Here is a 24049-nt window from a genome sequence, read left to right as displayed (position 1 = left end):
CCTCCCGGGGGAAGGTTGGGATGGGGGGACTCAGGGCACCACGCGCAGCGACGGCTCGCCTGCCTCGACATGCCCGATGACCGCTGCCTGCGCGAAGCCTTCGTCGCGGAAGATCTTCAGCACCGCATCGACCGCCTCCGGCGCGCAGCTCACGAGCAGCCCGCCCGAGGTCTGCGGATCGCTCAGCAAGTCCTGCGCGGTGGCGGGCAGGCCGGCGGCCAGTTCGACGTCTGCCCCATAGCCCGCCCAGTTGCGCCCCGACGCACCGGTGACGAAGCCGCCCGCCACCATCGCCACCACGTTGTCGAGCAACGGCACCTTCGACCACTCGACCACCGCCGTGAGCTTTGCGCCGCGCGCCAGCTCCAGCGTATGGCCCGCCAGGCCGAAGCCGGTCACGTCGGTCAGCGCATGCACGCCGTCGAGCGCCGACAGCGCCATGCCCGGCGTGTTGAGCTTGGTCGTGTTCTCGATGAGCTGGCGGTAGCCGGTCTCGGACAGCTGCTCCTTCTTGAGCGCAGCAGAGAGCACACCCACGCCCAGCGGCTTGCCCAGCACCAGCACGTCGCCCGCCCTGGCATCTGCATTGCGCCGCACGCGCTTCGGGTGCACGAGGCCCATGGCCACCAGGCCGTAGATCGGCTCGACCGAATCGATGGTGTGGCCGCCCGCAATCGGGATGCCGGCCGCGCGGCACACGTCCTGCCCGCCGCGCACGATCTCGGCGATGACTTCCACCGGCAGCTGGTTGATCGGCATGGCCACCAGCGCCAGCGCCATGATCGGCCGGCCGCCCATGGCGTACACGTCGCTGATGGCGTTGGTCGCGGCAATGCGGCCGAACTCGTACGGGTCGTCCACGATGGGCATGAAGAAGTCGGTGGTGGCAATCAGCGCCTGCTCGTCGTTGAGCTTGTAGACGGCCGCGTCGTCGGCGGTTTCGATGCCCACCATGAGCTCGGGCGGGATCATGCCGCCGGCGTGGTTCTTCAATATCTGCGACAGCACGCCGGGCGCGATCTTGCAGCCGCAGCCGCCGCCGTGCGAAAAACTCGTGAGGCGCAATGGCGCCAGTGGGTTCATGAGCGTTGGATTCATGGGTGGATTATCGAAGCGGCTCCGCTTTCTACAATCGCGTCCTTTCCTATCCCGCACGTCCTCGAGGCACATCCATGAAGAAGACTCTCACCCAAGTGGCGCTTGCGCTCGCCTTTTCCGCCGCCAGCTTCGGCGCCTTTGCCCAAGGCGTGCTGCGCGTTTCGGCCATTCCCGACGAGGCACCCACCGAGCTGCAGCGCAAGTTCACGCCGCTGGGCGACTACCTGAAGAAGGAAACCGGCATGGACGTGCAGTTCACGCCCGTGACCGACTACGCCGCCGTGGTCGAAGGCCTGGCCACCAACAAGATCGACCTGGCCTGGCTGGGTGGCTTTACCTACGTGCAGGCGCGCATTCGCACCAACGGCGGCGCGGTGCCGATCGTGCAGCGCGCCGAAGACGAGGTGTTCACCAGCAAGTTCATCGTGCCCATCGACAGCCCCGCCAAGACGCTGGCCGACCTGAAGGGCAAGACCTTTGCCTTTGGCGCGCCCTCGTCCACCTCGGGCAGCCTGATGCCGCGCTACTTCTTGCTGCAGGCCGGCATCAACCCCGAGAAAGACTTCAAGACCGTCGCGTTCTCCGGCGCGCACGACGCCACCGTGGCCTTCGTGGCCGCATCGCGCGCCGAAGCGGGCGTGCTCAACGCGTCGGTGTGGGACAAGCTGGTGGAGTCGAAGAACCCCAACGCCGCCAAGGTGCGCGTGCTGGCGACCACGCCGACCTACTTCGACTACAACTGGACCGTGCGCCCGGGCATGGACCCGGTGCTGCAGAAGAAGCTGACCGACGCCTTCCTGAAGCTCGACCCGACGAACCCGGCGCACAAGGAAATCATGGCGCTGCAGCGCGCGAGCAAGTTCATTCCCACGAAGTCGTCGAACTACGACGGAATCGAAACGGCGGGCAAGTCGGCGGGTTTGATCAAGTGATCCTGGTGACAGTGGGGGCACCCTCGGGGGCACCCTCACCCCAACCCTCTCCCGCAGGCGGGAGAGGGGGCCAACAGCCGAAGTCACGCCCTGCATTGCTCCCTCTCCCGCTCGCGGGAGAGGGCTGGGGTGAGGGCGCAGCCTCCGAAAGCCACCCAACGTGAGCTTCTCCCTGGAAGCCATCGGCGTGGTGCACCCCAACGGCCAGCGCGCCCTGGCCGCAGTCACCCTTGCCGCACGCGGCGGCGAACGCATTGCCGTCATCGGCCCTTCGGGCGCCGGCAAGACCACGCTGCTGCGCGTGCTCGGCGCGGCGCTGCGCCCGTCGGAAGGCACGGCCAAGGTGCTGGGCGAGCGCCCCTGGCAACTGGGCGCCGCCGCGCTGAAGAAGCTGCGCGCGCGCATCGGCACCGTGCACCAGGCACCGCCCATTGCGCCGCGCCTGCGCGTGGTCACGGCCGTACTGGCCGGACGCCTGGGCCAATGGTCGACGCTGCGTGCGCTCGGTTCGCTGTTTCATCCGTCGGACATCGCCGGCGCGCATGAAGCCCTGGCGCGGCTCGGCATGGAAGAGCGCCTGTTCGAGCGCTGCGACCGCCTCTCGGGCGGGCAGCTGCAGCGCGTGGGCATTGCGCGCGTGCTGTACCAGCGCCCTGCGCTGCTGCTGGCCGACGAGCCGGTGTCCGCGCTCGACCCCACGCTGTCGGACGCGGCCATCGGCCAACTCGTCGCGCAAAGCGAATCCACCGGCGCCACGCTGGTGGCCTCGCTGCATGCGGTGGACCTGGCGTTGCGCTGGTTCCCGCGCATCGTGGGCATGCGCAATGCGCAAGTGATGTTCGACCTGCCTGCCGCGCAGGTCACGCCCGCCATGCTCGATGCGCTCTATGCCAGCGAAGGCGGTATCGCCACACAACGGCCCCTGCCGCCGGGTGCGGCGACGGAAGCGGCCTTTCATCGGCCGGACTGCCCTTGAACGCCGCACTCGCTCCACGCCGCGACCCGCAAGCCACGACCAGGCTGGCCGCCTGGGCCGTCGCGCTGGTCATCGCGTGGCCGATGCTGGCGCTGTCCGAATTCAAGCCGTGGGCGCTGTTCGCGGGCGGCAACCTTTCGGTGATCGGCGGCTTTCTGGCGGGCTTCTTCCCGCCCGACGCATCGCCCGCGTTCCTCGCCCTGCTGTTGAAGGCCACGCTGGAGACGCTGGCCATGGCCACAGCCGGCACTGCGCTGGCGCTGCTCATCGGCGCGCCGCTGGGTTTCGTGACCACGCGCGCGCTGTCCATCTCGCGCATCGGCCCGGGCCCTGGCCGCGTGCAGGCCGGCGTGGTGCGCCAGGCCGCGCGCTGGTTGCTGATGGTGCTGCGCGCCATTCCAGAAATCGTGTGGGCGCTGCTGTTCGTGCGCGCCCTCGGGCTCGGCCCCGCCTCGGGCGTGCTGGCGCTGGCCATCACCTACGGCGGCATGCTGGGCAAGGTGTACGCCGAGATCCTGGAGTCGACCGACACCCGCCCCGCGCGCGCGCTGCTCGAAAGCGGCAGCGGCCGTTTTGCGGCGCTGTGCTACGGCCTGCTGCCGAACACGGCGCAAGAGCTGGCCTCGTACACCGTGTACCGCTGGGAATGCGCGGTGCGCGCCTCGGTGGTGATGGGTTTCGTGGGCGCGGGCGGGCTGGGCCAGTTGATGGACCAGTCGATGAAGATGCTCAACGGCGGCGAGGCCAGCAGCATCCTGCTGGTGTTCCTGGCGCTGGTGCTGCTGGCCGACCTGATGAGCAACACCTTGCGGAAGTTGCTCGCATGACGACGCTGCCCCCGCGCCCGCCGCCCTGCTGGCGCTGTCGCATCGCGTTGCTGCTGATCGGCGTGGCGGTGGTCGCAAGCTTCGTCTACCTGGGCATCGACTTTCGCGCGCTCGGCTCATCGGAGTCGTTGCGGCTCATGGGCAAGTTCATCGCCGAGTTCTTCCCGCCCGACGTGTCGCCGGATTTCCTGACCAAGGTCGGCAACGGTGCGTTGCAGACGCTGGCAGTGTCGGCCCTGGGCACGGTGCTGGCGGCTTTGGCAGGCGCGGTGCTGGCGCTCCCGGCCTCCGGTCGTGCGGGCTGGCTGCCGCGCCATGTGGCGCGCTTTGCCCTCAACTTCTTGCGCAGCGTGCCCGAGCTGGTGTGGGCCGCGTTGATGGTGCTGGCCGCGGGCATCGGCCCGTTCGCTGGTGCGTTGGCGTTGTCGCTGCACACCACCGGCGTGTTGGGCCGTCTGTTCGCCGAAGCGCTGGAGAACGCACCGCGTGAGCCCGAACATGCCCTGACGCTCTCGGGGGCCGGGCCGGTCACCGCGTTCAGCTATGCCAGCCTGCCGATCGTGTTGCCGCAGTGGGTGGCCTACACGCTCTACCGTTGGGAGATGAACATCCGCATGGCGGCGGTACTGGGTTTTGTGGGCGGTGGCGGGCTGGGTCAGTTGCTGTACTTCCACCTGTCGATATTCCAGCAGCAGCAGGCGATGACGGTATTGATCGCGATGTTCGGGCTGGTCACGCTGGTGGACTTTGCGAGCGCTCGGCTGCGCAAAGGCCTGGGGCCTGCTTACGCTTAGCTGTCTGCTTGAGATGGTCGTTCAGGGCGGCGCTCACGCCGACGGGGTACTCCCCTCCGCGAATGTCCCCCGGCCTGCGGCCTCCTCCTTTATTTCGCTGCGGGGAGCACCCCATCGGCGTGAGCGTCATCAGCGCCGGGGTTGATCGTGCGATCACCAGCAGCGTGCCCAAGTGCACAGGGCGTCGGGTGCTCCCCGCAGCGAAATAAAGGAGGAGCGAAGCGGGGGACATTCGCGGAGGGGAGCACCCGGCGGCCTGTGCACGCGCCCCGAACAAAGTGCCCTGAACAAAGTGCCCCGAACAGCACAACACACCCAAACCCAACGCACCACCCGCGACAATGGAAACATGAGGTCCCTGCCATGAGTCACCGCCAACCCGTCCGGGTCCAAGATCGCCACGCCTTCGACACACTGATCGACGCCCGCTCCCCCGCCGAGTTCGCGCTCGACCACATTCCGGGTGCCATCAACTGCCCGGTGCTCGACGACGACGAACGACGCATCGTCGGCACCATCTACGTGCAGACCGGCCCCTTCGAGGCACGGCGCATCGGTGGCGCCATGGTCGCGGCCAACATCGCACGGCACCTGCACGACACCCTGGCCGACCGGCCCGAAAGCTGGAAACCACTCGTCTACTGCTGGCGCGGCGGCATGCGCAGCGGCTCCATGGTCACCTGGCTGCGCCTCGTGGGCTGGGACGCCCAACAGCTTGCAGGGGGCTACAAAAGCTTTCGCCGACACGTGATCTCGCAGATCGACGCACTCACGCCCCAGCTCGACCTGCGCATCGTGTGCGGCGCCACCGGCAGCGCCAAGACCCGCGTGCTGCATGCCCTGGCCGCGCGCGGCGCGCAGGTGCTCGACCTGGAAGACTTCGCCGACCACAAAGGCTCCCTGCTCGGCGCGCTCCCCGGCGTGGCCCAGCCGTCGCAGAAGCACTTCGAGACCCGCATCGCCGCCGTGCTCGAAACCGTCGACCTCTCACGGCCGCTGTACGTCGAAGGCGAGAGCGCGCGCATCGGCCGGCTGTCGCTGCCCCTGTCGCTGGTCGCGCAGATGCGCGCGGCGCCCTGCATCGAGGTCTCGGCCACGCCCGAGGCCCGTCTGGCCTACCTGCTGCGCGACTACGCCTACCTGGGCGACGACCGCAACGCGCTCGCCGACAAGATGGGCGTGCTGAAAGAACTGCAGGGCAAGGAGACGGTCACGCGCTGGCAGCAATGGGCGCACGAGGCCGACCTGCCGCACCTGTTTGCCGAGCTCATGTCGCTGCACTACGACCCGCACTACGAGAAGTCGCAGGAGCTGCACTTTCGCGCGTGGGCGCAACGCCAGCGCGTGGTGGCGACCGATCTGTCGGATCAGGGCATCGAGGCTGTGGCCGATGGGGTGCTGGCGCTCGGCGAACCCGCCGCGAGCCCATCCGCATAAAGCACCCCGCGCGGCGCGCGGCACAAGCCCCAGAACCGCAGGCCGCTGAGCTCGGCCATGCGCACGCCCATCGACGTGGGCGCCGAAATGGTCGCCATTGCCGCAATGCCCAGGCGCGCGCACTTGCGCACAAGCTCGTGGCTGCCACGGCTGGACATCAGCACGAAGCCGGGCTCTTCCAGTCGGCCGGCGCGCGCGAGCTTGCCCAGCAGCTTGTCGAGCGCGTTGTGGCGGCCGACGTCTTCCATCAAATCGGTGAGTTCGCCCTCGACCGTGGCCCATGCAGCCGCATGGATCGCACCGGCTTCGGCATTGAGCACCTGACGCGGCGCCATGGCAGCGAAGGCGCGCAGCACGGTGGCCAGGTCGATGCGTTCGATCCAGTCGCGCGGCGGCACGCGCTGCGGCGCAAGGTCGAGCCCCGCGAAGCTTTCGACACCGCACACGCCGCAGCCGGTGCGGCCCGCGAGGCTGCGGCGGCGGTTTTTCAGGCGCTCGAAGCTGCGCGTGGAAATGTCCAGCTGCACCTCGATGCCGGGCATGCCTTCGGGCAGGCCGGCGTCGCGGGCGTCGACCGTGTGCACGTCGATCCCGCGGCAATCGGCGGCTGCGTCCAAGATGCCTTCGCTCAGCGCAAAACCCAGCGCGAAGGCTTCCAGGTCTTGTGGCGTGGCCATCATCACCGCGTGCGAAACGCCGTTGAACACCAGCGCCACCGGCACCTCGGCGGCCAGGGTGTCGTCGCGCACCACGCCTTCGGGCGAAAGGCCGCGCTCGCCGAAAACGTGCACGGCATGCCGCGAGAGCGGCGGCAGGGAATCGGCGTCGGAGTGGGCGGTCGTGGGGTCTTGCATGGCCGCGGCCATTGTCCGCTCAGCCGGCGCTTTCGTCAGCCGGCAGGGCCGCGACCCAGGCCCGGCCCGCGTCGGTGAGGTGCGCGACCCAGCGGTCGTCCAGCTGCACCACGCGCACCCAGCCCGGTCCGCGCACGCCGCCGATGGCGGCATCGCCCATCAGCGTGAGGTGGCGCATGACCACGCTAGCGCCCTGCCCCAGCCGCTTGCCCAGGCGCGGCAAGGACATGCCGCCCTCGCCCTGTGCCTCGGCCAGCGCACGCAGGATCGCGATGGCAAATGCATCGGCGTCGAAGGCAGGGGCTGTCATGCAGCCACGGTAGCGGCAGCGTCGATAACGTCGGCGGGGTTGGCCGCGGCGTGTGCATCAGGTGCGCTTGCCACGTGCAACGACAGCACCACCGGAATCGACTTGGAGGTCGGCGTGCCCGCGTTTTCAGCCACCGACGACAGCGGCACCAGCGGGTTGGTCTCGGGGTAGTACGCGGCGAGGTTGCCACGCGGAATGTCGTAGGCCACCAGTTTGAAGCGGTCGGCGCGGCGCTCCTGGCCGTCGCTCCACACGGTCTGAATGTCGACCCAGTCGCCGTCCTTCAGCCCCAGGTGGCGGATGTCGTCCTTGTGGATGAACACCACGCGGCGCTGGCCGAACACGCCGCGGTAACGGTCGTCCATGCCGTAGATGGTGGTGTTGTACTGGTCGTGCGAGCGCGTGGTGAGCAGCGTGAAGACGATGGTGTCGCCCTTCTTCGCGTAGCGTGCGCGGGCGCGGTGCGCGTGGGTGTCCAGCGGCACGGCATGCGTGAAGAACACGGCCTTTTTCGAGGCCGTGTTCCACACGCGCTCGCTCGCGGTATTGCGCAGCCGAAAGCCGCCGGGGTGCGCCACGCGGGTGTTGAAGTCCTTGAAGTCGTCGAACACCGCTTCGATCTTGTCGCGGATGCGCGCGTAGTCTTCGATGAGCCAGAGCCACGGCGTCTTGCTGCGCGCACCGATGGTGGCGGCCGCCAGGCGCGCCACGATGGCGGGCTCCGACAGCAGGTGCTCCGACGCGGGCGGGTTGATGCCCATGGAGATGTGCACCATGCTCATCGAGTCTTCCACCGTCACGCCTTGCGCGCCGCCGGCCTGCATGTCGATCTCGGTGCGGCCCAGGCACGGAAGAATGAGGGCCTCGCGCCCGTGAATCACGTGGCTGCGGTTGAGCTTGGTGGTCACGTGCACCGTGAGATCGCACTGCTGCAGGCCCTTCCAGGTCTGGTAGGTGTCGGGCGTGGCGGCGGCAAAGTTGCCGCCCAGCGCAAAGAACACCTTGCCCTTGCCGTCGAGCATCAGCTGAATGGCCTCGACCGTGTCCACACCGTTGCGCCGCGGCGGCTCGAAGCCGAACACCTGCTGCAGCCGATCGAGCAGCTCGGCCGGCGGCTTCTCCCAGATGCCCATGGTGCGGTCGCCCTGCACGTTGCTGTGGCCGCGCACCGGGCAGGCGCCCGCGCCTTCGCGGCCCATGTGGCCGCACAGCATGAGCCAGTTGCCGATCATCTGGATGGTGGCCACCGAATGCTGGTGCTGCGTGATGCCCATGCCCCAGCAGGCGATGACCCGCTTGGCACCCAGGTACACGTCTGCCGCGGCGCGAATCTGCGCCTCGCTCAGGCCCGACTCCTGCACCAAGAGGCTCCACGACTCCGCGCGCAGGTCGTCGGCCAGCGCCTCGAAACCGGTGGTGTGCGTGGCGATGAATTCATGGTCGAGCACCGACGGCTCGCCGCGCGCCACGGCTGCGTCTTCGCGCTCGATGACGTGCTTCATCATTCCCTTGACGGCGGAAAAATCGCCACCCACGCGCAGCTGAAAGTAGTGCGAGCTGATGGGCGTGGAGCCCAGGGTGGCCATCTCCAATTTGTCTTGCGGATCGGCGAAGCGCTCCAGGCCGCGCTCGCGCAGCGGGTTGAAGCTCACGATGCGCGCGCCGCGCTTGGAGGCCATGCGCAGCTCGCCCAGCATGCGCGGATGGTTGGTGCCGGGGTTCTGGCCGAAGATGAAGATGGCGTCGGCCTTCTCGAAGTCTTCGAGCGTGACCGTGCCCTTGCCCACGCCGATCTGCGGACGCATGCCGCTGCCGCTGGGCTCGTGGCACATATTCGAGCAATCAGGAAAGTTGTTGGTGCCGTACTCGCGCACGAACAGCTGGTACAAGAACGCGGCCTCGTTGCTCGCGCGGCCCGAGGTATAGAAGATGGCCTGGTTCGGGTCGGGCAGCGCGTTCAGGTGCAGCGCGATGCGCTCGAAGGCGGCGTCCCATTCGATGGGCACGTACCGGTCGCTGGCGGCGTCGTAGGCCATGGGGTGCGTGAGGCGGCCCTGGTCTTCGAGCCAGAAGTCGCTCTGCTGGGCCAGCTCGGCCACGGTGTGCTTGGCGAACAGCTCCGGCCCGGCGCGGCGCGCGGTGGCTTCGGCGGCCACGGCCTTCACGCCGTTCTCGCAGAACTCGAAGGTGGAGGCGTGGTTGCGGTCGGGCCAGGCGCAGCCGGGGCAATCGAAGCCGTCGGGCTGGTTGGCCGACAGCAACGTCTTGGCGCCCTTGATGGCAATGTCTTGCCGCAGCAGCGCATTCGTGACACTGCGCAACGCGCCCCAGCCGCCAGCGGGGCCCTTGTAAAACTCGATCTTCTGCTCGCTCATGCGCCGAGTGTTCGCGCGCGAGGGGGCGGCGTCAAATTGAATCGGGATATGCGGCGATTCAAAACGGAAATGAAGCTCAGGCGCCGCGCGCGTCCTGCATGAGCAAACCGCGCAATTTGCTGCGCAGCGGTGTGTCTTCAATTTGCTGCACCCCGGCGATGTCGCGCAGCGCGAAGTCGCGGCTCTGTGCGTTGTGCAGGTCGATCTCGCGCACCACCTGGCCGTTGCTGTAGACGAAGGCCACATCGGCCAGCGCGAGCACGTCTTCGATGTCGTGCGTGATCATCAGCACCGGAATGCCCCACTGCTTGCGCACCTGGGCCAGTTCGTTGCGCAGTTCTGCTCGCAGCATGGGGTTGAGCGCGGCAAAGGGTTCGTCGAGCAGCAGCACCTGCGGCTCGCAGGCGAGCGCGCGGGCCAGTGCCACGCGCTGTTGCTGCCCGCCCGACAGGTTCTGTGGCCGGCTGTCGGCCAGGGCGGCAAGGCCGAAGCTCTCGAGCAGTGCCTGCACGCGTTCGGCATCTTTCGCGGGCGGCTTGCGGCGGTACCAGGCGGTCAACCCGAAGGACACGTTCTGGCGCACGCTCAGGTGCGGGAACAGCGCGTAGTCCTGGAACAGGTAGCCGACGCGGCGTGCCGGCGCGGGCACGTCGATGCGCTGGGCCGAGTCGTACAGGGTGCGGCCGTCGAGCCGCACGTGGCCCGACGTGGGATGCAGCAGGCCGGCGATGGCCTGCAGGGTGAGCGACTTGCCGGCGCCCGAAGGGCCGTAGAGCGCGGCAAAGGGAACGTTGGTCGCGAAGCGCACTGCCAAGTCGAAGCGGCGGCGGCCGTCGGCGACCGAGAGTTTCAGGTCGACGTCGATCATGCGGATTGCCCTGGTTTTGTGTTCAGGGCGCGTGCACAGGCCACCGGGTACTCCCCTCCGCGAATGTCCCCCGGGCTTCGCCCTCCTCCTTTATTTCGCTGCGGGGAGTACCCGGTGCCCTGTTCACGTGGACACGCTCCCGGTGATCGTGCGATCGACCACCGCGGCTTGCAACGCTCACGAGGGTGGGGTGCCTTGCGCAGCGAAATAAAGGGGGAGGCCGCAGGCCGGAGGACATTCGCGGAGCAAGGCACCCCGCCCTCGTGGGCGCGCCCTGAACAACAGCGCACCTCACGCCCACCGAAAATAAACGAAGAACAGGCGTTCATCTGCAAGCAGGCTCAGGGCTTGCCGAACCCGTAGCGCGTGAGCACTTCCTGCGCGGCAGGCGTAGACAGGAAAGCAATGAAGTCACCAGCCAGGGCCTTCTGCTTGCTATCGGACACCACAGCAATCGGGTACGTCACTGGCGTGTGGCCGGTGGGCGTGAAGGCGATCTTCACCTTGTCGCCAGCCACTGCCGCGTCGGTGCGGTAAACGAAGCCCGCCTCGACCTCGCCGCGGCTCACATAGTCCAGCACCTGGCGCACGCTGTCAGCCTGCACGAACTTGGGTTCGAGCGAGGTCCACAGGTTGGCGCCGTCGAGTACCTGCTTGGTGTACCGGCCCACCGGCACCGTGGCGACCTTGCCCACGGCGATCTTCTTGACGCCAGCGCCGCTCAGGTCCTGCAACGTCTTCAGGCCCACCGCGTCCTTCGCCGGTTCGATCAGCACCAGGCTGTTGGTGACGAAGTCCTTGCGCGTGGGCGTGTCGACGAGCTTCTGCTCGACGCCACGGTTCATCGTATCCTGGTCGGCGCTGGCGAACACATCGACAGGCGCGCCCTGGCTGATCTGCTGCAGCAGCACACCCGAGGCGGCGAAGTTGAAGCGCACCGTTGAACCCGACTTGGCAGCCTCGAACCTGGGACCGATTTCCTTGAACGCGTCGGTCAGGCTCGCGGCCGCGGACACGGTGATCTGCTGGGCGGCTGCGGCCAATGGCAAGGCCAGCGCCACGGCCAGGGATGCGAGGGACAAGAGACGGAATGAACGCATGGCAACTCCTTATAAGAATGAATGAAGCACGAAATCAGCGAAGCGAGAAAAAGCGGTTCGACACGACAAGCACGGTGATCGACAGCACCGACGTCACGATCACGAGCAACAGCGCCAGGTCGTCATGCCCGGACTGCACCGCGTCGTAGATGGCCATCGACAGCGTCTGCGTCTGCTTGGGAATGGACCCCGCCACCATCAGCGACGCCCCGAACTCGCCCATGGCACGCGCGAACGCCAGCAAGGTGCCGGCCAGAATGCCAGGCCACGCCAGCGGCAGCGTGACGCGCAGAAAGACGGAAAGCGGCGACTGCCGCAGCGTGCTGGCCGCTGCTTCGAGTGAGCGGTCGACATTGGAGAACGCCGCGCTGGCCGACTTGAGCACCAGCGGCAGCGCCACCACGGCCGAGGCCACCACGGCGCCGTGCCAGCTGAAGATGATGGTGTAGTCGAGGTGCTCGCGCAGCCACGCGCCCAGCGGGCTGCGGCGCCCGGCGGCCACCAAGATGGCGTAGCCGATCACCGTGGGCGGCAGCACCAGCGGCAGCATGAACACCGCCTCCAGCACGCTGCGCCCGAAGAAGCGCTTGCGCGCGAACACCCAGCCCAGCGCCACGCCCACCACCAGCGCGAGCACCGTCGCGACGGCGGCGACCTTGAGCGACAGGACCAGCGGGAACCAGTCGGTCGATGCGATGAGCGAGTGCGTCGTGTTCATGAAAATACGGCGGGATTGTTACACGCTGAGGCCCAAGGTTCTCACGGGGGATGCGCAAAGCCATGAGTCTTCATATACTGAGGAATACAGCGTAAGAGACAGTCCCCATGCGCCCATCCGCCCACGACACCGTTGTTCGCTCGATCTCCGGCCGCCCGGAACTGCGCCACGTGACGCAGGTGCGCGAGTGGCGCATCGAGCGGTCGATGGACGCCAGCGGCTTCGTGCTCTCCATTACCGGGCCCGACGGCCAGAGCCAGTGCTTCTTTGTGGCCGACACCGATGCCAGCGACATCGGCGAGGTGCTGCGCCGCCAGGCCGTTTGGGACGACCCGAATGGCGATCTGCTGGCGCAGTGACGTGCAGGCGGCGCCACATGTGGGGTGCGCAGCGCACCATCCAAGTCCCGCTGACCGGGCGCCCTGACCGCCCTGGCCGCCTTCCCCGATCAGCCCATGCGGTCGTCGGAGCGGATGCGCGGCAGCTGATCGAGCTTGGCGCCGAACCAGCCCACGCGCTCGGTCTGGCGCACGTCGAACTTCGGCACGTAGGGCTTGATGTCGAGCACGGGCGTGCCGTCCATCATGTCGTTGCCGCTGAAGTGCAGCGTGCTGCCCGCCACCGACACCAGCCGCACGATCGACAGGCCCAGCCGGTTGGGCCGGGTGGGCGCGCGCGTGGCGAACACGCCGTGCGATGTGGTGTCCAGAAACGGCACCACCTCCAGGCGCTCGTGCGCGCACTGGTGCAGGTGGGTGATGAGGATCAGGTAGTCGAAGCCCTCGATGTCGCGCAGCCCCGGCGCAAACTCGGCAAACACCTCGAGGCTGCCGATCTCCTCCGGCGCGCCGGCGGTCTGAATCGGCATGCCCGCGGCTTCGGTGAAACGGCTGCGCACGATGCCGACCGGGCGGCACACGACATCGGCGGCTTCGGAACTCATGGCGCCAGCAGGCGGGTCAGCGCGCGGATGTCGGCCGCAGTGGCCAGGCGCGCGGCGTTTTCGATGGCGCGGTAGTGCTTGACGATGTCTTCGCCCACCGGCGTGAGCGCGGTGCCGCCGCCGCGCGAACCGCCGGCGGCGGTGTTCACGGCAGGCGACGCCAGCGCATGGTTCATCTCGTCGATCAGCATCCAGGCACGGCGGTACGACATGCCGAGCAGGCGGGCGGCCGCGGAAATGGAGCCGGTCTCGGCCACGGCCTCGAGCACGGCGATCTTGCCGGGGCCAATGGCGATGGTGTCGTCCCGGTAGACGCGCAGGCGGAACTGGACTTTGGATTTCATGTGGGCGCCAAGCGTAAACCAATGCAGGCCGCCATTGTCGACCTGTGGCGTGCGGCAGTCGCTATGCAAGAATAAATACGGCGCCCCTGCTCCGGGGCAGCGAGGAGTTCCCATGAAGCACCGCCCCCTGTTCTCGTCTTCGCGTTGGCCGCGCCGCGGCGCGTGGGCCACCGCGCTGGCAACGGTGGTGGCGCTGGCCGGTTGCGCCGGCACTCCGCCAATGGCCGCGGTGCCTGCGATGCACGGCGGCTCGGCCAGTGCCGACACCGCCGCCAGCGCAGGCGTATCGCCCGCTTTCACCGTCTCCGGTGCCGTCATGAAACGCGCCACCTTCGACCTGTCCGCACTGCAGGCACTGCCCGCGAGCACGCAGGCGGTCGGCGGCAACAGCTTCACGGGCGTGAGCCTGTGGGCGTTGCTGAACGATGCGGCGGTGGGCCTGAAGCCCGACACCGCGGCGCGCAACCCGGTGCTCTCGATGTATGCGGTGCTGGTCGGCAGCGACGGCTACCGCACGGTGGTCTCGCTGGCGGAGATCGCACCCGACGCAGGCAACCGCACGGCGCTGGTCGCCTACAGCCTCAACGGCGCGCCGCTGGGCCGCAACGGCATGGCCCGGCTGGTGATGGCCGGCGACGCGAAGCCGGGCCGCTCGGTGGCCCGGCTGGCCGCGATCGAAGTCTTCGCGGCGCAGCCTTCGGGCCGGTGACCGTGAAGTGCGTGGAACGCGTGGAACGCGTGGAGCGATTCAACCAGTAGACGGCCCGGGGCGCGCCCGGCCGCCCCCTCACCCTTGTCACTCCCCCAGCGTGCCGCTGTGCTGCTGCACCTGCGCCTGCCACTCCGGCGTTTTCATGAAGACCAGGGCGGCCTCCAGCGCACGCGAGGGCCGCACGCCTTCCTGCGTCATGAAGCCGATGGGCGTGCGCACCTCGGGCGCCACCAGCGGCAGCGCCTCCAGTTCGCGGTGGCTGCGCACCGCCGCCACCATGCCGCCGGGCAGCACGCTGCTGACGTTGCCCACGCTCACCGCCAGCGCCAGCGTGAGCACCGAGTTGGTCTCGATGGCCGGCACGGCATGCATGCCGGCCTCACGCAGTGCCTGGTCGACGATGGCGCGGTTGTGCATGTCGGGCGTGAGCAGGCACAGCGGCAGCGTGCCGGCCTCGGCCCAGGTCATGGGTTTGCCGATGCGCAACTGGTCGGCCGAGGCCTTCCTGGCACGCCGCAGCAAAAAGTAATGTTCGATGCTCTGCGGCCAGGCCGTGAGCTTGATGCCCGGCAGGTGCATGCGCTCGGTGTAGCCCAGGGCAAGGTCGACCGACAGGCTTTCGAGGCCGGTCTCCAGGTCTTGCGAGCTCATGGACAGCACGGCCGGCACGATGCCCGCATGGCGCTGCTGCAGCATGGCGGCAAAGCGCGACAGCAGGGGAATGGCGGTGGGCACGGCGGCCATGCGCAGGCGCCCGTGGGGGTCGCCTTTTTCGCTGCGCAGTTCCTGCAGCAGCACTTCGTTCTCGCGCAGCATGCGTTGCGCGGTGGCCAGCACACGTTCGCCCTCGTGGGTGAGGCCGACGTACACGCGGGCGCGCTTGACGATGACCACACCGAACTCGCTCTCCAGTGCGCGCAGTGCGTTCGACAACGCGGGCTGCGTGATGTGGCAGGACTGTGCCGCGCGGCCGAAGTGCTTGTGCTCGTTCAGGGCTACGAGGTAGCGCATCGAGGCGAGCAGGTTCATGGCGTTGGCTCCTGCTTGTGTTGTTTGCGCTGTTGTTCGGGGCGCGTGCACAGGCCGCCGGGTACTCCCCTCCGCGAATGTCCCCCGGGGCTTCGCCCCTCCTCCTTTATTTCGCTGCGGGGAGTACCCGACGCCCTGTGCACCTGGGCACGCTCTGGGTGCTCGCCGATCAACGACCGCTCCGTATAACGCTCAGGAGGGTGGGGTGCCTTGCGCAGCGAAATAAAGGAGGAGGCCGCAGGCCGGGGGACATTCGCGGAGCAAGGTACCCCGGCCTCGTGAGCGCGCCCTGAACAACAGCGCCCCACAAGCCCCAAGCCATGACAAAAACAGCGAGGCCCCATCCCCAGGCTAGGTGTTCTTGCTGATAGAGATCGTCGGAAACTTCGAAGAAAAGTCCTTGGCAGTCTCGGCAATGCCCACAGCCACGCGACGGGCCACAGCCTTGTAGATACCCGCCACATCGCCGTCAGGGTCGGACACCACGGTAGGCGCCCCACTGTCCGCCTGCAAACGAATCTTGATGTCCAGCGGCAACGCGCCCAGGTATTCCATCTGGTACTCGGCCGCCATGTTCTTGCCGCCGTCCACGCCGAAGATGTGCTCCGCATGACCGCAGTTCGAACAGATGTGCACCGCCATGTTTTCCACGATGCCCAGAATCGGCACGCCGACCTTCTCGAACATCTTGATGCCCTTCTTCGCGTCGAGCAGCGCAATGTCCTGCGGCGTGGTGACGATCACCGCGCCCGTCATCGGCACCCGCTGGCTCAGCGTGAGCTGAATGTCGCCCGTGCCCGGGGGCATGTCCACGATCAGGTAGTCCAGGTCTTTCCAGTTGGTCTGGCGCAGCAGTTGCTCCAGCGCCTGCGTCGCCATGGGGCCGCGCCAGATCATGGCCTGGTCCTGGTCGACCAGAAAGCCGATCGACATCACCTGCACGCCATGGCGCTCCATCGGCTCCATCGTCTTGCCGTCGGCGCTGTCGGGGCGGCCCGTGATGCCCATCATCATGGGCTGGCTCGGGCCGTAGATGTCGGCGTCCAGCAGGCCCACGGTGGCGCCTTCGGAGGCCAGCGCCAGCGCCAGGTTGGCGGCCGTGGTGCTCTTGCCCACACCGCCCTTGCCCGATGCCACCGCAATGATGTTCTTCACGTTGGGCATCAGCTGCACGCCGCGCTGCACCGCATGGCTGATGACCTTGGTGACGATGTTGACCGACACGTTCTCCACGCCCGCCACCGTCTTGGCAGCGGCCACCAGCGCCTTGCGGATCGCCGCGTGCTGGCTCTTGGCCGGGTAGCCAAGCTCGAGGTCGAACGACACGTCGCCCTCTGAAATCTGCAGGTTCTTGAGCGACCGGCTCGCCACGAATTCCTTGCCGGTGTTGGGGTCTGCGACGGCCTTGAGCGCGTCCATGAACCCTTCTGGGGTGATTGCCATTGATCAAACTCCTGATTGGCCGGTAGTCTAAGGCGCTCTCCAGGCCCGCATCGAGCGGCCTCCGAATAGCCCCGACACGCCCGACAAGCCACACAACGAATAACAAAATGCCCGAGACAAGCCCCGTCACCGGCCTTCTGCTCACCGGAGGCGGCGCCCGGGCCGCCTACCAGGTGGGCGTGCTGGAAGCCATTGCAGACATTCGCCGCGCGGCCGGCGCCGCCGGCACCGGCAACCCCTTTCCGGTGATCACCGGCACCTCCGCCGGCGCCATCAACGCGGCCGCGCTCGCCTGCGGGAGCGACGACTTCGATCACGCGGTCGCGCAGATTGCGCAGGTGTGGGGCCAGTTCCGCGCCGAGCAGGTGTACCGCGCCGACTCGCTCTCGGTCATCGGCAGCGGCGCGCGCTGGCGCATGCTGCTCGGGCTGGGGCGCTTCGCGGCCAACTGGATGCGCATCAAGCCAAAGTCGCTGCTCGACAACCAGCCGCTGGCCGAGCTGCTGCAGCGCATGGTGCCGCTCGATCGGCTGCCCCAGCTCATGGCCCAAGGCCATGTGCAGGCCCTGGCCGTGACCGCGTCGAGCTACAGCTCGGGCGAGCACGTCACCTTCTTCGAGGCGGCCGTGCCAATGGAACCCTGGGTGCGCTCACAGCGGCTGTCGGTGCGCGACCGCATCACGCACACGCACCTGTTGGCTTCCTCGGCCATTCCCTTCGTGTTTCCGGCCACCGCCCTGCCCATGCAGCAGGGCCACACCGAGTACTTCGGCGATGGCTCGATGCGCCAGTCGGCACCCATTGCGGCGGCCATTCACCTGGGGGCGCAGCGCATCGTGGTGATTGGCGCGGGCCGCATGCACGAGCCCCGCGACACCGAGGCGCCCAACACCCACAGCGGCTACCCGACCATGGCACAGATCGCGGGCCACGCGCTCTCCAGCATCTTCCTGGACGCGCTGGCGGTGGACATCGAACGCCTGCGCCGCATCAACCACACGCTGGCGCTGATTCCCGAGGCGGCGCGCGCGTCCAGCGCGCTGCGCCCGCTCGACCTGCTCGTCATTTCGCCCTCGCAGCGCCTGGACGTGATTGCGGCGCGCCATGTGGACGCCCTGCCCGGCGCGGTGCGCCATCTGCTGGGCGGCTCCAAGGTGGCGGCCGACGTGAAGGGCGGCGCGCTGGCCAGCTACCTGTTGTTCGAATCGGGCTACACGCGCGAGCTGATGGCGCTGGGGCGCGCCGACACCATGAAGCAGCGCGACGAGGTGCTGCGCTTCTTCGGCTGGCAGGCGGCCTGACGGGGCTTCAGCGCGCGACCGTGCCCTGCGCCAACAGCCAGTCCGCCTGCCGGCGCCGCACCTCCCGCGCGTCCAGGCCGGTGAGTTGGCGGTACACCAGCGGGGCGGTCGCGCCCTCGGTGTTGATCAGCAGCACGCGGGAGTGGGCATCGAGCCCGGCTTGCGCGCGGTGCGCCGGCGACAGCGCCAGCACGCGCAGCGCGGCCAGGCCCGCCGCGCCGGACTCGCCGCTCTCGATGGGCACGTCGCGCGCCGAGCCCCGCGCCAACCGGCGCATGGCGTCGATGGCATCGTCGTCCTCGATGGTCATGAACACGTCGACCGACGGCTGCAGAAAGCGCCAGGCCAGCGGCGAGCTTTCTCCGCAGGCCAGCCCGGCCATCACCGAGTCGACCGTGCCCGTGGCGTGGGCGGGCTGGCCACTCAGCGCACTCTGCAGCAGGCAGTCGGCCTGGCGCGGCTCGGCCACGATGAGCGTGGGGCGCTGCGTGCCCTGGCGCTCCCAAAAATAGCTGGCCACGCCCGCGGCCAGGCCACCGACGCCGCCCTGCACAACCACGTGCGTGAACGGCGCCTCGCCCTGTTCAAAGACCTCGTCGACCAGCGTGCCGTAGCCCTGCATCACGTCGCGCGGAATGTCTTCGTAGCCCGCGTACGAGGTGTCCGACACCACCTGCCAGCCGTGGGCCTGCGCCAGCGCCGCGGCGTGCGTGACCGAGGCGTCGTAGTTGCCCTGCGTGCGCACGATCTCGGCGCCGAAGGCGGCGATGGCGCTTTCGCGCTCGAGGCTCACCTGCCTGTGCAGCACGATCACGCAGCGCATGCCCGCGCCCTGGGCGGCCGCGGCCAGCGCGCGGCCGTGGTTGCCGTCGGTGGCGCTGATGACGACCTGCCCACGCAACGCGGCGGCGTGGGCGCCGAGCAGCACGGCCTTCGGGTCCCACGCGGGGTGCGCGCGCAGCACCAGCCGCACCAGCGCGGCCGGCGCGCCCAGTGCCTTGAAGCTGCCGAGCGTCGAGCGCTTCGACTCGTCCTTGGCGCACACGCCGGCTACGCCCAGCGCCTGCGCGGTGTCGGGCAGCGACCACAGCGGCGTGGGTTGCTTTGCGAGCATCGGCCACGCAGAGAGCCAGTCGCGCGTGCGTCGCGCTTCGGCAATGCACAGGATGCGCTGCAGTTCGCGCGGGTAGGCGGCGCGCACGGCGTTCTTGTTGATGACCAGCATGGGTGTCCGGGGTGAGTGTCTTGGCGGGGGTCGTGGCGATGCGTGCGGCAATTCAGCGCGGCAGGCGCAGGCGAACAATTTCCGCGAAGTAGCGCGCGCCCGTCGCCAGCACCTCGTCGTTGAAGTCGTAGCTGGCGTTGTGCAGCGGCGTGCCACCTGCCTCGCCCTCGGCGCCGTTGCCCAGGAACACGAAGGCGCCCGGCACCACCTGCAGGAAGGCGCCGAAGTCTTCCGAAATCATCATCGGCGCCACGTTGGCGTCGACGTTCTCCGCGCCCACGACGGCCGTGGCCGCGGCCACCGCAGTGGACACGCAATGCGCCCAGTTCACGGTGGGCGCGAACTCGTGCGTGTAGCTGAAGTCGCACCCGGCGCCGTGCATGCGGCACACGCCCTCGCTGATCTCGCGCATGCGCGCAGCCAGCATGCGTTGCACCTTGGGGTCGTAGCTGCGGGTGTCGCCCTTGATCACCACGTTCGACGCAATTGCATTGCGAATGCCGTCGGTGATGAACTCGGTGCACGACACCACCGCCTGCGCGCCGGGGTCGAGCGTGCGCGACACGATGGTCTGCAGCGCCAGCACCAGCTGCGCGCCAATCACGATCGGGTCGACGCCCATGTGCGGCCGTGCGGCATGCGTGCCGCGGCCCTTCACGTGGATGACGAAGTTGTCCTCGCTGGCCATGATGCCGCCCGCGCGCATGGCGATGCTGCCAGCGCGCATGCCGGGCATGTTGTGCAGGCCATGGATTTCGTCCACCGGAAAGCGCGTGAACAGGCCGTCGTCCATCATCGCCTTGGCGCCGCGGCCATGCTCTTCGGCGGGCTGGAAGATGAAGCGCACGGTGCCGTCGAAGTCCTGCCGCTCGCGCAGCAGCTGCGCCGCGCCCAGCACGATCGACATGTGGCCGTCGTGGCCGCAGGCGTGCATCTTGCCGGGCGTGGCCGAGGCGTAAGCGCGGTCGGCGGGCAGCTCGGTGATGTTCAGCGCGTCCATCTCGGCGCGCAGGCCGATCACACCTTTGCCTTCACCCACCTTCAGGTTGGCCACAAGGCCGGTGCCGCCGATGCCGGTGTGCACATCGAGCCCCAGGGCCTTCAGCACGCGCACGACAAAGGCCGAGGTCCTGGCCTCCTCGAAGCCGGTCTCGGGCATGGCGTGCAACTGGCGACGCCAGCCGGTGAGCGTGTCGCGCAGGGGTGCGTCAAGGAAGGTCATGGCGAGATGCTATTGACAACCCGGCGGGACAGGTGCGCAAAATCAGCCCGTTCAACGCAACGTCTTTGCGTCACTCGCCCGCCAATGACACCCCTCGATGCCCTGGACCTTCGCTTGCTGCAACTGATTCAGGCCGACAGCCGCATGCCGCAGAGCGAGCTGGGCGAGCGGGTGCATCTGTCGACCGCGGCCGTGAACCGGCGGCTCAAGCGCATGCGCGACGAGGGCGTGATCCAGCGATACGGCGCGGTGCTGTCTCCCGCCGCGCTGGGCCACCCGCTGACCATCGTGGCCGAGGTGGAAACCGAGAGCGAGCAGATCGACCTGCTCGACGCCATGAAGCGCAGCTTCAAGGCCTGCCCGCAGGTGCAGCAGTGCTACTACGTGACCGGCGAGTGGGACTTCATTCTGGTCTTCGTGGTGCGCGACATGGCGCAGTACACGGCCCTCACGCGGCAGCTTTTCTTTCAGAGCAACAACGTCAAGCGCTTTCGCACGCTGGTCACCATGGACCCGGTGAAGCTCGGCCTCGACGTGCCCGTTTCACCCCCCGCCTGAGCACCCGACATGTACCCCAAGAACCGCCTCGACGCACTGACCGATGGCATCTTTGCCGTGGCCATGACCCTCCTCGTGCTCGACCTGCACATTCCGGAGGAAACCGCGGTGGGCGCGGACGAAGCCTCGCTGCTGCGCGCCCTGGCCGCGCTGAGCCCCAAGCTGCTGCCGTACCTGCTGAGCTTCTACGTGCTGGGCGTGAGCTGGCTGTCGCTCATCAAGGCGCGCTCGCGCGGCGAAACCGTGGGCGAGCCCTATGCCAAGTGGAGCCTGTTCTATCTGCTGTTCGTGACGCTGGTGCCGTTCTCCACGGTGCTGATGGGCCGGTTCACCTCGCATGCCACGGCCACTGTGCTGTACGCGGCCAACATCGGCGCCATTGCGCTGATCGCGTTCGTGCTGATGTCGCTGCTGCCCGACCCGGTGCGCGACGCCCACTGGCTGGACCGGCGCGTGTCGCTGCTGTTGCTGCTGGCGTCCTGCCTGCTCACCATGGCACTGAGCTTTGTGGTGCCGGGGCAGGCGCTGTGGGCCTTTGCGCTCAATGTGGGCGGTGGGCTGCTGGTGCGCCTGTACCGGTGGCTCGCGCCTGCGGGCTGACCGCAGGGTCGCCCGCGGGCACCAGCATCGAACGCAACAGCAGCGCGAATGCGCAGACGATGGGGCCCAGCGCCATCAGCCGGCCGGGCTCGAACGCCAGCCCGGCGGCCAAGCCGACGGCGCAGCCGACCTTGATCCACGGCGCCACGGCATCCCAGCCGCGGCGGTGCGTCACCGCGAACCCGATGAGCGCGGCCCAGCCGAACAGGCCACCGAACACCGAGACGACCCAGCTTGCCAGGTAGTAGACGGTGCCCATGTCGCGAAACGCGATCGCCGTGCCCAGGCCTTGCCAGGTGTGGCGGTAGCCGTCGAACAGAAAGAAGCCGGTGGCCGAAGCGGCCCACCAGAAGAAGGCATACAGGCTGGCTGTGCCGGCCAGCGCCGCAAGACACGCGAGTGCGCGCCGGGTGATGTCGTCGAAGGGCGCGTGGTCGCTCCACGCTGCGGTGTGTCCGTTGTCCATGCTCGGTGCTCCATTGAGTCTGCAATGGGGTCCGAAGGTAGGCGCGCACTGTGCGGTCAGCGTGAAGACCGTGTGAAGTGGTGCGAGCACATGCCAGCGCGCGGGCGCTGTCGCTACTGAAAGAGCCCGAGAAAAGCGTAGACGCCCAGCATGGCCAAACCCACCTTGCTGGCGTTCGCCACGGCTTCCTGTGAGATCGGGTACATCTTTGCGCGCCGCCATGCCCGGATGTTGAGCGCCACCGCAAGCACCAGTCCGCTCACGAAAAACAGCGCCGAATTCAGCCCGAGCGCGCCTATCAGCGACACCACCAGAATCACGACACCGGCCGCCCAGATGCCGTTGTCCGTGCTCTTCAGCACATGCGACAGACCGCTGCAAACCGTGCACTGGGCCGGCACGGCGCGGCTGGACCAGCGCTTGGCGAGGTTGCTGATGCCGGGTTGCTTGCAGCGCGGGCAGGTGTGCGTCATATGCCGCGCAAGATACCGCAGCGCGCCCCCGGCTGGCAACCAGCCAAGAGCGGGTCTTCAGTCTTCCGCCGAAATCCCCAGCTCCGAGCAGACGCGGCCCAGCAAGGCCTTGAGCGACGCGACCTCGGTCTCGAGCCGCGCCACATTGGCCTTCAGCGCCGCGACCTCGCCCAGCGACACGTCGTGCGCGGCATATGGCGCATCGGACGAAGCACCGCCCGGCCCCGCGACCTCTTCCGCCGGTGCGCCGCTCAGCAGATGCGCCCAGCGGCTTTCGCGCGCGCCGGGCAAGCGGGCCAGCCGGACCACCAGCGCGCCGGCCTGGCGCTCGGCCAGCTCGTTCAGAAAGCCCTCGACCGACGAGATGTCGGCAAAGTTGTGCATGCGGTCGCAGGCGATGCGCAGCTCGCCCGCGGTCTGCGGGCCGCGCAGCATCAGCACGGTGAGCAGGATGACCGACTGCGACGGAATGCGCAGCACGCGGTCGATGTTGTGCTCGTAGCGAAAGGCGCGCCCGCCGCTGGTCTCGGCCACGAGGCTATAGCCCTTCAGGCTGTCGATGGTGGCCTGCACCTGCGACTCGGTGAGCTCGAGCACCGGGTTGCGGCTGGTCTTCTGGTTGCAGCCCGACACCAGCGAATTGAGCGTGAGCGGGTAGCTGTCGGGCACGGTGCGCTGCTTTTCGGCCAGCACGCCGAGGACACGGGTTTCGACAAGGGACAGAACGGGAAGGGAGGTCGAGGACATGGCAGCTGAAAAAAGAAACGCCACCGGAGCATGGCCCCGGCAGCGTACACGTGTTCAGCGATGGCCTTGCGCCACCGGTGTCATTCGACAGCCGTTACTTGGTCACGGCCAGGCTGGTTTCCTGCACACCCTTCTTGCCGGTGGTTGCGTCCACCAGCTGAAGCTTGTTGCGCGCGTACATGACGCCCATCTTCACTTCCTGCCAGATGTAGTACGACATGCCCGGCTGGGTGTCGACCACCAGGGTGTCGGTGTTCTCGGCCGTCGAGGTGATGGTGTGCTTGCCCGGCGCGACTTCCTTGTACAGGAAGGTCTTCGAGGCGGTCTGGCCGATGGGCTTGCCATCGACGTTCACATCCATCTTCACCGAGCCGCCCATCGACTCGTTGCGATAGATGTACAGGGCCGACTTGTCTGCGGCGGGCGCGGTGAACTTCTTCACGGCCGCGTCCTGTTCGGCATTGCCCATGCTCACGGACGCGCAACCGACGAGATTGAGCGCGGCAACGGCCACCACGGTGGCAACAAGAAACTTCTTCATTGGGAAACCCCTCCAGGCTTGCATTGATTTGATTGATTTTTCTGCACCGCCCGACTCATCAAATCAGGCGCGTGCGCGGCCAGCACTGTAGCCGCGCGCGTCGCCCTTTTCGCTTCCGCTGTGCTGAAAATTTTCAGCCCCGCAGCGGGTTCCCCT

27 protein-coding genes are annotated in these 24049 nt (G+C 68.0%); 10 read left to right on the top strand and 17 right to left on the bottom strand.

The genetic code is table 11. The annotated features are described in order from the left end of the window. Nucleotides 1-30 precede the first annotated feature (30 nt). Nucleotides 31-1098, bottom strand: coding sequence for a selenide, water dikinase SelD (selD, locus tag VLK31_RS16880; RefSeq protein WP_409169569.1), 1068 nt, complete (start codon nucleotides 1096-1098; stop codon nucleotides 31-33). Between the two features lie 74 nt (nucleotides 1099-1172). Here selD and VLK31_RS16875 point away from each other — a divergent pair, with 74 nt between their 5' ends. The 5 genes from VLK31_RS16875 to mnmH all read left to right on the top strand — a co-directional run bounded on the left by VLK31_RS16875 (nucleotide 1173) and on the right by mnmH (nucleotide 6064). Continuing rightward, nucleotides 1173-2030: a putative selenate ABC transporter substrate-binding protein gene (locus tag VLK31_RS16875; RefSeq protein ID WP_409169568.1), complete on the top strand. Its 858-nt coding sequence runs from the start codon at nucleotides 1173-1175 to the stop codon at nucleotides 2028-2030. Between the two features lie 160 nt (nucleotides 2031-2190). Further along, entirely contained in the window at nucleotides 2191-3006 is an 816-nt protein-coding gene (locus VLK31_RS16870) for a phosphonate ABC transporter ATP-binding protein (protein WP_409169567.1), read from the top strand. Next, the gene (locus VLK31_RS16865; RefSeq protein WP_409169566.1) at nucleotides 3003-3833 is read left to right on the top strand and encodes a PhnE/PtxC family ABC transporter permease; all 831 of its coding nucleotides are present in this window, start codon (nucleotides 3003-3005) and stop codon (nucleotides 3831-3833) included. The genes VLK31_RS16870 and VLK31_RS16865 overlap by 4 nt, the downstream gene beginning before the upstream one ends. Next, on the top strand, nucleotides 3830-4627 hold the full coding sequence (gene phnE, locus VLK31_RS16860; RefSeq protein WP_409169565.1) for a phosphonate ABC transporter, permease protein PhnE: 798 nt from the start codon (nucleotides 3830-3832) through the stop codon (nucleotides 4625-4627). Before VLK31_RS16865 ends, phnE begins: the two co-directional genes overlap by 4 nt. A 363-nt stretch (nucleotides 4628-4990) precedes the next feature. Next, on the top strand, nucleotides 4991-6064 hold the full coding sequence (mnmH, locus tag VLK31_RS16855; RefSeq protein ID WP_409169564.1) for a tRNA 2-selenouridine(34) synthase MnmH: 1074 nt from the start codon (nucleotides 4991-4993) through the stop codon (nucleotides 6062-6064). Here the strand turns inward: mnmH and fdhD are convergent. The 6 genes from fdhD to modB form a co-directional block, all read right to left on the bottom strand. Then, the gene (fdhD, locus tag VLK31_RS16850; RefSeq protein ID WP_409169563.1) at nucleotides 5995-6918 is read right to left on the bottom strand and encodes a formate dehydrogenase accessory sulfurtransferase FdhD; all 924 of its coding nucleotides are present in this window, start codon (nucleotides 6916-6918) and stop codon (nucleotides 5995-5997) included. The two genes, mnmH and fdhD, sit on opposite strands and share 70 nt — an antisense overlap. Before the next feature lie 19 nt (nucleotides 6919-6937). Further along, nucleotides 6938-7228: a hypothetical protein gene (locus VLK31_RS16845; RefSeq protein WP_409169562.1), complete on the bottom strand. Its 291-nt coding sequence runs from the start codon at nucleotides 7226-7228 to the stop codon at nucleotides 6938-6940. After that, nucleotides 7225-9603, bottom strand: a complete 2379-nt coding sequence (locus VLK31_RS16840) for an FdhF/YdeP family oxidoreductase (protein ID WP_409169561.1) — start codon at nucleotides 9601-9603, stop codon at nucleotides 7225-7227. Before VLK31_RS16840 ends, VLK31_RS16845 begins: the two co-directional genes overlap by 4 nt. 76 nt (nucleotides 9604-9679) lie before the next feature. Further along, nucleotides 9680-10471: an ABC transporter ATP-binding protein gene (locus VLK31_RS16835; protein ID WP_409169560.1), complete on the bottom strand. Its 792-nt coding sequence runs from the start codon at nucleotides 10469-10471 to the stop codon at nucleotides 9680-9682. Nucleotides 10472-10812: 341 nt separating this feature from the next. Beyond that, nucleotides 10813-11571, bottom strand: coding sequence for a molybdate ABC transporter substrate-binding protein (gene modA, locus VLK31_RS16830; RefSeq protein ID WP_409169559.1), 759 nt, complete (start codon nucleotides 11569-11571; stop codon nucleotides 10813-10815). A gap of 34 nt (nucleotides 11572-11605) precedes the next feature. After that, nucleotides 11606-12289 (bottom strand): molybdate ABC transporter permease subunit, encoded by a 684-nt coding sequence (modB, locus tag VLK31_RS16825; RefSeq protein ID WP_409169558.1) that lies wholly within the window; start codon nucleotides 12287-12289, stop codon nucleotides 11606-11608. 107 nt (nucleotides 12290-12396) lie between these two features. Here modB and VLK31_RS16820 point away from each other — a divergent pair, with 107 nt between their 5' ends. Then, entirely contained in the window at nucleotides 12397-12648 is a 252-nt protein-coding gene (locus VLK31_RS16820) for a hypothetical protein (RefSeq protein WP_409169557.1), read from the top strand. Nucleotides 12649-12737: 89 nt separating this feature from the next. Here VLK31_RS16820 and tsaA read toward each other — a convergent pair whose 3' ends face one another. Then, complete coding sequence (gene tsaA, locus VLK31_RS16815; RefSeq protein ID WP_409169556.1) at nucleotides 12738-13232, bottom strand: tRNA (N6-threonylcarbamoyladenosine(37)-N6)-methyltransferase TrmO; 495 nt, start codon at nucleotides 13230-13232, stop codon at nucleotides 12738-12740. Continuing rightward, nucleotides 13229-13576 carry a winged helix-turn-helix domain-containing protein gene (locus VLK31_RS16810; protein WP_116910874.1) on the bottom strand — a complete coding sequence of 116 codons (348 nt, stop codon included), beginning with the start codon at nucleotides 13574-13576 and terminating at the stop codon, nucleotides 13229-13231. Before VLK31_RS16810 ends, tsaA begins: the two co-directional genes overlap by 4 nt. A gap of 112 nt (nucleotides 13577-13688) precedes the next feature. On the opposite strand from VLK31_RS16810, the gene VLK31_RS16805 reads away from it, so the two are divergent. Next, nucleotides 13689-14285: a molybdopterin-dependent oxidoreductase gene (locus tag VLK31_RS16805; RefSeq protein ID WP_409169555.1), complete on the top strand. Its 597-nt coding sequence runs from the start codon at nucleotides 13689-13691 to the stop codon at nucleotides 14283-14285. 87 nt (nucleotides 14286-14372) lie between these two features. Here VLK31_RS16805 and VLK31_RS16800 read toward each other — a convergent pair whose 3' ends face one another. Together VLK31_RS16800 and apbC are read right to left on the bottom strand one after the other, a co-directional pair. Further along, the gene (locus VLK31_RS16800; protein ID WP_409169554.1) at nucleotides 14373-15317 is read right to left on the bottom strand and encodes a LysR substrate-binding domain-containing protein; all 945 of its coding nucleotides are present in this window, start codon (nucleotides 15315-15317) and stop codon (nucleotides 14373-14375) included. 351 nt (nucleotides 15318-15668) lie between these two features. Beyond that, on the bottom strand, nucleotides 15669-16760 hold the full coding sequence (gene apbC, locus VLK31_RS16795; RefSeq protein ID WP_409169553.1) for an iron-sulfur cluster carrier protein ApbC: 1092 nt from the start codon (nucleotides 16758-16760) through the stop codon (nucleotides 15669-15671). Nucleotides 16761-16867: 107 nt separating this feature from the next. On the opposite strand from apbC, the gene VLK31_RS16790 reads away from it, so the two are divergent. Then, nucleotides 16868-18061: a patatin-like phospholipase family protein gene (locus tag VLK31_RS16790; RefSeq protein WP_409169552.1), complete on the top strand. Its 1194-nt coding sequence runs from the start codon at nucleotides 16868-16870 to the stop codon at nucleotides 18059-18061. 7 nt (nucleotides 18062-18068) lie between these two features. Here VLK31_RS16790 and VLK31_RS16785 read toward each other — a convergent pair whose 3' ends face one another. Further along, nucleotides 18069-19286, bottom strand: a complete 1218-nt coding sequence (locus VLK31_RS16785; protein ID WP_409169551.1) for a diaminopropionate ammonia-lyase — start codon at nucleotides 19284-19286, stop codon at nucleotides 18069-18071. A gap of 52 nt (nucleotides 19287-19338) precedes the next feature. After that, nucleotides 19339-20508 carry a M20 aminoacylase family protein gene (locus tag VLK31_RS16780; protein WP_409169550.1) on the bottom strand — a complete coding sequence of 390 codons (1170 nt, stop codon included), beginning with the start codon at nucleotides 20506-20508 and terminating at the stop codon, nucleotides 19339-19341. A gap of 84 nt (nucleotides 20509-20592) precedes the next feature. Here VLK31_RS16780 and VLK31_RS16775 point away from each other — a divergent pair, with 84 nt between their 5' ends. Both VLK31_RS16775 and VLK31_RS16770 read left to right on the top strand, forming a co-directional pair. Continuing rightward, nucleotides 20593-21066, top strand: a complete 474-nt coding sequence (locus tag VLK31_RS16775; protein ID WP_409169549.1) for an Lrp/AsnC family transcriptional regulator — start codon at nucleotides 20593-20595, stop codon at nucleotides 21064-21066. Between the two features lie 9 nt (nucleotides 21067-21075). Beyond that, entirely contained in the window at nucleotides 21076-21666 is a 591-nt protein-coding gene (locus VLK31_RS16770; RefSeq protein ID WP_409169548.1) for a TMEM175 family protein, read from the top strand. Here the strand turns inward: VLK31_RS16770 and VLK31_RS16765 are convergent. The 4 genes from VLK31_RS16765 to VLK31_RS16750 form a co-directional block, all read right to left on the bottom strand. After that, nucleotides 21608-22132, bottom strand: coding sequence for a hypothetical protein (locus tag VLK31_RS16765; RefSeq protein WP_409169547.1), 525 nt, complete (start codon nucleotides 22130-22132; stop codon nucleotides 21608-21610). The two genes, VLK31_RS16770 and VLK31_RS16765, sit on opposite strands and share 59 nt — an antisense overlap. 113 nt (nucleotides 22133-22245) lie before the next feature. Beyond that, the gene (locus VLK31_RS16760) at nucleotides 22246-22605 is read right to left on the bottom strand and encodes a hypothetical protein (RefSeq protein ID WP_409169546.1); all 360 of its coding nucleotides are present in this window, start codon (nucleotides 22603-22605) and stop codon (nucleotides 22246-22248) included. A gap of 57 nt (nucleotides 22606-22662) precedes the next feature. Next, the gene (locus tag VLK31_RS16755; protein WP_409169545.1) at nucleotides 22663-23352 is read right to left on the bottom strand and encodes a YceH family protein; all 690 of its coding nucleotides are present in this window, start codon (nucleotides 23350-23352) and stop codon (nucleotides 22663-22665) included. 94 nt (nucleotides 23353-23446) lie between these two features. Next, the gene (locus VLK31_RS16750; protein WP_409169544.1) at nucleotides 23447-23893 is read right to left on the bottom strand and encodes a DUF2846 domain-containing protein; all 447 of its coding nucleotides are present in this window, start codon (nucleotides 23891-23893) and stop codon (nucleotides 23447-23449) included. Nucleotides 23894-24049 lie beyond the last annotated feature (156 nt).

This window comes from Variovorax sp. H27-G14, assembly GCF_046156345.1.
In the GTDB taxonomy this organism is placed as follows: Bacteria; Pseudomonadota; Gammaproteobacteria; order Burkholderiales; family Burkholderiaceae_C; genus Variovorax.
This window is presented reverse-complemented; position numbering and strand designations above follow the sequence as displayed.